Source organism: Paraburkholderia sp. BR10954, from assembly GCF_040965775.1.
Lineage (GTDB): Bacteria > Pseudomonadota > Gammaproteobacteria > Burkholderiales > Burkholderiaceae > Paraburkholderia > Paraburkholderia youngii.
The window spans coordinates 1-7,288 of sequence record NZ_JBFRCK010000093.1; the positions used below are offsets into that span (position 1 = coordinate 1).

Consider the following 7,288-nt stretch of genomic DNA (forward strand, 5'->3'; position numbering starts at 1 on the left):
GACTCGATGGCATTCGAGCCCACGCTCGATGCCATTCCGGCAGTCTCGGGTCTGAATGGCCAGCCCCGCAAACCCCCGGGCAAGTTGCATGCGGACAAGGGCTATGACTTTGCCCGCTGTCGGCGTTACCTGAAGCAGCGCGGAATCACGGCCCGTATTGCCCGTCGCGGCGTGGAAAGCAAGGAGCGGCTCGGGCGGCATCGCTGAGTGGTCGAGCGCACGCATGCATGGTTTGCCGGTTTCGGCGAACTGCGCATTCGTTTCGAACGGCGTCTCGACATTCATAGTGCTTTGCTTTCCTTGGCTGCTGCCGTTATCTGCTCGCGCTTCGTTGATGACTTGTGTTAGCGGCTCTAAGTCTGGGCTCGTTCGAGAGGCACCGCTCCAGCGACGCAATATCTTCGCTGATCGCCTATACACGGGCCCACTGTTCACGCAAGCTGTCGACGAGAATGGCTGGCAGACGCTCAGAGATTCTGGCGAATGCAGGCACGATCTCCTTCGTGAACGGCTGGTAGCCTTCGGGAAGAATTTCGCCAAATTCATACAGCATGCCGCGCAAAGCATTCGTTTGCATGATCCGGAACTTCATCAGCTGTGCCCGCATCCGGTGCAATGCCAGAATCGATTGCTGTGTTTCGCTTTTGACGGCGACAAACCGCGCCTTCGGCTGTTGGGCCGCAGTCCAGATACCGCGCGTCGGCCGCATCGGATTTGTTGCGCAGGACGAACGGTCTCACCGAATGCGCTGCAATGAGCCTCACTTCATGACTAAGCTTCTGCAGTTAGCGGGCCCAGTGATGAGCACCACCGCAGGCTTCAATCGCCACACGTGAGCGCGCCCTCTTTGCAAAGAATCCGCTACCTCACCTCGCTTGATTTTCACGCGCTCGACCTTCCCCGTAGCAACGTCGACCGCATGCAACTGGAAGACGTGCTTGGCGATATCCATGCCAATAACGGGCATCTTCATTTGGAAACCTCCTGCGTGAGCTGTGGGGTTCGACGCATCACTGTACAGCTGACTGCAGATGCTCTCTCCCACTCAGCTTCCGCTTGCCCGTTGCGGGGGGAGGCGTCCATACCATCTAACACAACCTGGACATCAAGCCATGGACGCAATATCTTGGCGAGATCGCAAGACGAAAAAACAGTAATGAATTGTGGCAATTTCGAGTCGGGCTCGGGCACAAGTCGCAGCTGGGCATTTGGCCCATCGCATTCCATATTCGCCTCAAGCAGCGGATGGCCTTTTGCTGATAGTCCCGGCGAATACTCTTATCGGCGATCCTCTTCTCTATTTCGACAAACCGCAACCGATCCTGCTGGCGCTGGTCGATGTTAAGCAAAGGCCTTACGGTCGCTTCCATGTGGCTATTGAACGACTCACGCGCTCGCTTTAGCCGGTCTGCCGGCGAATCCAAATTTGACCGTTTGCTCACTGCGACCTCCGTTACGTTTTCCTTTGGGTGGCTTCTACTTCTGATCGAGCTCGACACGCTGGTTAGGATCGGGCTACCGGCGCGATGCAAACAGGCGCAGGAGTTCTTCGCGTAGATCCGATACATCCAGCACATGCTGCGCGCGCGTGAAGGCGACGTATAGGAGGCGCAGTTCGTCGTCCTCTACCACGAGACGACCATCGACGTACTTGAACAAGAAATCATTGACCACCTTGACCCGCTTCCATTCGAGGCCCTTGGCCCTGTGCACGGTTGAGATAACGTAGTCGTTCTGTGACTGTTCCTGAAAACGATAAAAACGGAAACGGCAACATGAAATGCCCTTGCTTTGCAGACCGATTTGAACATTCCTAGCCAGTCGACGTCACGCTCACAAATGAGGTGTCTTGTTTGTCGTTGAAAGAAAATCTTTCTGTGCATGGCCGGCTCCCCCGGACACGCTGCGAGCCTTGGAGTCGAGCGCGCGCCACCCGGGCTTCTCGGCTGCTGCAATGGAACTGAATGTTACGCCCACCGACGTTGGTCAATTCGTTCGCAGTCTCGAAGAATGCCTAGACGTACTGCTGTTCCACCGCGCTACCGGCGGGCGACCGCATCTTGTACTCACGGCCGTCGCCCTTCGGGCGCTCCCTGACATCCGCGAGGGGTTCGATCGGTTGAATCTGGGATTTGCGCGACTGAAGAAGGGGCTGGCTCGGCTGTGGGCGTGTTGACGGTGACCGTTAGCCGGCGTTCGTCGCGACATGGCTTCTGCCGGGCATTGATCGCTTCCAGAGCGCATGGGCAGAAACCGCTGCGTGTCGACACCAGCCATCAAGTTGATGGAATTCAGAGCAAAGCGAGACCGCCCAGCATCCCGCCATACTCAAAGCACGCTGTGGCACATCGCATGACTGAAATGTCCGGCGCGCAATCGAGACAATCATCCGATAAGAACCAGTACTCTCTTTTCCACGCGGAGTGAGCCTACCGCCGGTAATTTTACCTGCAAAAACAGACTTTTCTCCATCGCGAATCATCAATATGATTGATGCACTCAAAAAAATTAACGGCTTATACAAAGCGGATATGCGCTGTTAGGATTCTCCCGTCATCCCCGCGGAGCCGAGTATGAGCGAAGATTTAGATGTCGTCCAAACAAATCGTATCGACACCGGGGTTGAGCCAGTTAAAGGCGATGCGTTTGATGCTAACGCCCCTGGTTCCAAGCCGTCTTCGCGACCTGTTGCCAGCGTGCTCGCGGCTGCCATGGCTATCGCGTCGATGTGCAGCGTGCAGCTTGGTGCTGCTTTGTCGCGACCCGTGACAAAGCAATACGGTACGCTCAGCACGACATGGCTGCGTCTTTGTTTCGCGGGCTTGGTGCTCGCGATCGTGGTGCGACCGCCGCTCCATACCTACTCCCGACAGCGCTGGATCGCCGCTTTCGTCCTCGGTAGCGCCATGGCCGGCATGACACTGTGCTACTTCGAAGCCGTGCAGCGCGTGCCCCTTGGTCTCGCAGTCGCCATCAGCTTCATTGGTCCCCTCATCGTCGCGACGGCCGGCATTCGCAGATTCCGGATGCTAGTGTGGCCCATGGTGGCGATGGTCGGCGTCGTCCTGATTGCGCGGCAGGACAGCATGTGGACCACCTCGTTAACCGCGCTCGTCTTTCCGGTTGGGGCTGCGCTCGGATGGGCAACGTACATCGTGATGATGAAGCGAGTCGGCACGCTGTTCGATGGCCTGCAGGGGCTCTCAATGTCGCTGATCGTCGCGGCCCTGGTCACCACGCCGTTTGGTCTTGCGCAAAGCAGTGGCCATCTGCCCACCGCGCAATTGATTGACGCCGCATATCTCGCGGTACTCGTGCCGCTCCTGCCCTACGTCCTCGAGATGTTCGCGCTGCGGCGCATGACGGCGTCCGCGTTCGGCATTCTGATGAGCATCGAACCCGCCATTGCTGCCGCAATCGGTTTTGTCGTCCTCGGTCAGCCTATGACAGGCTTGCAAAGCATCGGCACGTTGCTCGTGATCAGCGCCAGCATAGCCTGCTGCCGCCAAGAATAGGCCGGCGTTGCCGGCAGGTGGCTCGTCATCTCGCACTGCATTTTCCTCCGCGTCTTCGAATGTTGTCGAGACACTAACTGCGGATGATTCGCTTCGTCGTTGTGTGTGTCGCGCTTGCGATGCTGTTTCCCTTCATGTGGTTTTACTGGAGACTGAAAATGGCCCACCAAGATCGTGCCCGTTTCGAACTGGTTGCAGACTGTGAAATGCAGGCGCTCTTTTCCGCCTCGCCCGACACCGCCGCGTTTCACCGTGGCGAATGGATCGACCGCGAATACTATCGGCGGCATCTCGTTGAGACAGTGCTGCGCATCCGCCTGAACAATGAAGTCGATGCATTCGCGCTCTACAAGATCGGCTTCAAGGACAATCAACTCGCGCAGATCCTCGCGCAATACCTCGCCGAGGAATACGGCCACGAAGGACTCTTTCTGCGCGACATCGAAAAATTCGGCCTCACCGCCGAACAGATTGACACCATTGAGCCGCTCCACTCGACCAGGAAGCTGATCAATTATCTGTATCTCAGCATCGAACGCGATGGCCCATTGCCGACGATGGCGTGGAACTGGTTCGTCGAATGGTATTCGGACCGCTACAATAAGACGATCACCGAAGCCGCGGGTCGAGCCTTCGGGCACCACACCGTTAAGGGTTCGCTTGGCCATATCCAATACGACGAATCGCACGACCACGACGATCTGATGTGGGGCGCCGTCCAGCGCGCGATCGACGGATGGGGTGGCATCGACAAGGCCGAAATGCATCTTCGCAACTTCATCGGCTTGGTCGGCGATTACTTCGACGAACTAAAGGCAGAAACCGGGCGCCAGTCGGACGTGGTCGTTGCATGAGGAGCGCATCGTGGCTATTGTAGTAGTGGAGCCTGTCTCATCGGGCACCGCGCTGATCGCTGCAGCGCAGCGGCTCGGGCACCCAGTACACGTGTTCTGCGCAGATACCCGCATCGTGCCGCCAACGCACCTCCGGACCGTGGCGTCGCTGACGAGTGTCGACACTGGCTCGGCTGATGACGTCGCTGCAGCAGTGCGGACTGTTGGGGGCATCGACGCGCTCGTTCCCGGCTTTGAGTACGCGGTCGACGTCGTCGCGCAGACGGCCGCGCAATTGGGGTTACCTCATCTAGCGCCCGAAGCGGCCGCGCTCACACGTGACAAATACCGTAGCCGTCAGCGACTCAGCATGGCCGGGCTCGCTGTACCGCGTTTCGCGCCGATCGCAAAGCGTGGCGACGTCGCCTGCGCGGCGGCGCACGTCGGATTTCCGGCCGTCGTGAAGCCGGTCGATGGTTGCGGCAGCCTACTGGTGCGCCGCGTCGATTCGCTCGCGCAGTTGCAGGCGACGGTCGACAGCGTTGCGCATCGATCTGTTCCGGACATGGGCCGCGAAGTTGGTCAAGTGATGATGCTTGAACAGTATCTCGACGGACCTGAGTACAGCGTAGAAGGCTACGTCGGTCCGCTCGGTCCGCGCATGCTCGCCATTACCGAAAAGATCCTCGGGCCCGAGCCCTACTTCGTCGAGATGGGACATGTGGTCGACGCTACGCTCGACGACCGCGACCGAGCTCGGCTGAGCGCGTATGTCGAAACGGTGGCGAGAGAGATCGGCCTGACGCTGGGCGTGTTTCATGCGGAAGTGCGCATGACGCGCGACGGTCCCACGCTGATCGAAATCGCCGCGCGGCTCGGCGGCGACCGGATCTACCGGCTCGTTGAGCTAGCTAAGTCAATCTCGCTACCGGAAGTCATGCTCCGCAGCTATCTCGGGGAATGGGACCCGGCCCCGGGATACTGCCACGGGCGGAGCACCCGGGTAAGCGGCGTCCGGTTTCTCGCACCCGAGGCAGCCGGGCAGTTCGTTGGTGTCAGCGGGCTTGACGATGTGCGTACGCAGCCTGGCTTCCAAGAAGCGGAAATCTATCCGCGCACCGGCGACTGGGTATCGCCGCCGACCGACTTCCGTGGCCGGGTCGGCCACGTGCTATTTACAGCGCCCGATCGCCCCACGCTCGAACGCCGACTGAACGACGCGCAATGCGCGCTCGAAATGGGGTTGACATTCAAGGTCCATTGAAGGATGAGTCGCGATGACGGATACCCCCTTCCCCCGCCGTACCCGAAGTGTCGTAATGAATCGCTGGTCCGACGATTTTGCCGCCTATCACCGATACATCGATCACGACGCGCACGACGTTGCCTATCTGTGCACACCGGAAGGCGCGAAAGCTCTCGAAGCGACGCGCATCTCGCACATCGAGATCCTCCCGGACTTCAACGATATACACAGGCTGCGCGTGGCGTTTGACGCATGCCGTACTAGGCTGAACGGTGTCGACCGACTGATCGCGCTGTCCGAATTCGACCTGCTCGCCGCGGCACAGCTGCGGGAAACCTTCGACGTCCCGGGCGACCGGCCCGCCACCGCAGCACGCTTTCGCGACAAGACGGTGATGAAGCGCGTCGTCAGTGCGGCCGGTCTGCGCGTGCCGCAGTTCGTCGAATTGAACGATCGGGAGGACGCGCTCACCACTGTCGCCGGACTGCGGCATCCGCTTATCGTCAAGCCGCGAACCGGCGCGGCAAGCATCGGTGTCCACCGGGTCGATTCGGTGGAACAGTTCGGTGCGCTCCTGCCCCGACTTACGGGCACTTCGTACGAATGCGAGGAGTTCATCGAAGGGCCGATCTATCACGTTGACGGTATCGTCTCGAGCGGCAAGCCGTTGCTGATCCGGGCGTCGCGCTACCTTAACTCATGCCTTGACTTCGCCAATGGCAAACCGCTCGGGTCGATAATGTTGCAGCCTGGACCGTCGAACGACGAACTACTCGCGTTCGCGCAAACGAGTCTCCGCGCTCTATCGCTGTTGGATGGCGCCTTTCATCTCGAAGTGATTCGCGGCTCCGACGGCCTCTATTTCCTTGAGATCGGCGCGCGCGTAGGCGGCGGCGAAATTCCGTTCCTGTTCCGCGATCTCTACGGCATTGACATCTTCAGCCTGTGGGTCCGTCAGCAGCTCAACTACGGGACGTCGCTCGCATCCGAGGCAGGCGTGGGTGCAGCGGCCCGCTCCACCGAGCTAGGAGGGTTTCTGCTGCTCCCCGAGGCGACCGGCAGTCGCCTCTTGCGAGCCGTCGTCCCGGACGGTATCGCACCGCTGTATGCGGCCATTACGCCGAAGGCAAATCATGTCTTCGACGGCAAGGGCGGCTACGACGAGATCCTCGGCCGGTTTCGCTACCGCGGTCGATCGGAAGATGAGATTGATGCAGCGATCGCCGCGACCTTGGAGCGCTTCCAGTACGAGCTCGGCGATATCGATGCCCCTAGCCGCCCCGCTTGGCCGCGCGGGCATTGGCATGATGGCTATCCGTTGCCCGAAAATGCGCCATCACGCTGGCGATGAGGCGCGCGTTGGAAGGAGAGAATGAACGCGACGAAATCGCTTTACCACGGCCGGCGGTTCCCTGCTGTTATGATCAGCTGCGCTGTTGACGGACACTTCTCGTTCGGAGCGAGGCGGCGTACTCAGGTACGGAACCGACGATTCGTTGCTGGCATGTCAAGTCCGGCTATCGATTGGCTCGGTGCGCTAGGGCGGTTCGGTAGAAACCTCGCGGCACTAGCAGGCTGTTGAATTTGGGTCCCGTGTAAACGGGGTTTGAGGGACGGGCGTTATGGATATCGTGTTCATGATCTTTGGCAGCGGATGCGATGCGCGGAATGGATGAGATGCAGGAACCCCTGTT

Annotated in this window: 5 protein-coding genes and 3 pseudogenes; 6 read left to right on the top strand and 2 right to left on the bottom strand. The window is 59.6% G+C overall.

Going from position 1 to position 7,288, the window contains the following annotated elements; genetic code table 11:
- A pseudogene (locus tag AB4Y34_RS40085) lies at window positions 1-348 on the top strand (transposase); the annotation flags it as partial.
- On the opposite strand, the pseudogene AB4Y34_RS40090 reads toward AB4Y34_RS40085, so the two are convergent.
- Window positions 337-973 (bottom strand): annotated as a pseudogene (locus tag AB4Y34_RS40090) (IS110 family transposase); the annotation flags it as partial. The pseudogenes AB4Y34_RS40085 and AB4Y34_RS40090 overlap by 12 nt on opposite strands.
- 542 nt (window positions 974-1,515) lie before the next feature.
- Entirely contained in the window at window positions 1,516-1,821 is a 306-nt protein-coding gene (locus AB4Y34_RS40095; RefSeq protein WP_368719150.1) for an ATP-binding domain-containing protein, read from the bottom strand.
- A 28-nt stretch (window positions 1,822-1,849) separates the two neighbouring features.
- On the opposite strand from AB4Y34_RS40095, the pseudogene AB4Y34_RS40100 reads away from it, so the two are divergent.
- The 5 genes and pseudogenes from AB4Y34_RS40100 to AB4Y34_RS40120 all read left to right on the top strand — a co-directional run.
- Window positions 1,850-2,255 (top strand): annotated as a pseudogene (locus AB4Y34_RS40100) (LysR family transcriptional regulator); the annotation flags it as partial.
- Between the two features lie 318 nt (window positions 2,256-2,573).
- Window positions 2,574-3,515 carry a DMT family transporter gene (locus tag AB4Y34_RS40105; RefSeq protein WP_368719148.1) on the top strand — a complete coding sequence of 314 codons (942 nt, stop codon included), beginning with the start codon at window positions 2,574-2,576 and terminating at the stop codon, window positions 3,513-3,515.
- Between the two features lie 158 nt (window positions 3,516-3,673).
- Window positions 3,674-4,369 carry an iron-containing redox enzyme family protein gene (locus AB4Y34_RS40110; protein WP_176369594.1) on the top strand — a complete coding sequence of 232 codons (696 nt, stop codon included), beginning with the start codon at window positions 3,674-3,676 and terminating at the stop codon, window positions 4,367-4,369.
- A 10-nt stretch (window positions 4,370-4,379) separates the two neighbouring features.
- Window positions 4,380-5,612 (top strand): ATP-grasp domain-containing protein, encoded by a 1,233-nt coding sequence (locus tag AB4Y34_RS40115; protein WP_309235182.1) that lies wholly within the window; start codon window positions 4,380-4,382, stop codon window positions 5,610-5,612.
- A gap of 13 nt (window positions 5,613-5,625) precedes the next feature.
- Window positions 5,626-6,945, top strand: coding sequence for an acetyl-CoA carboxylase biotin carboxylase subunit family protein (locus AB4Y34_RS40120; protein ID WP_368719149.1), 1,320 nt, complete (start codon window positions 5,626-5,628; stop codon window positions 6,943-6,945).
- Window positions 6,946-7,288 lie beyond the last annotated feature (343 nt).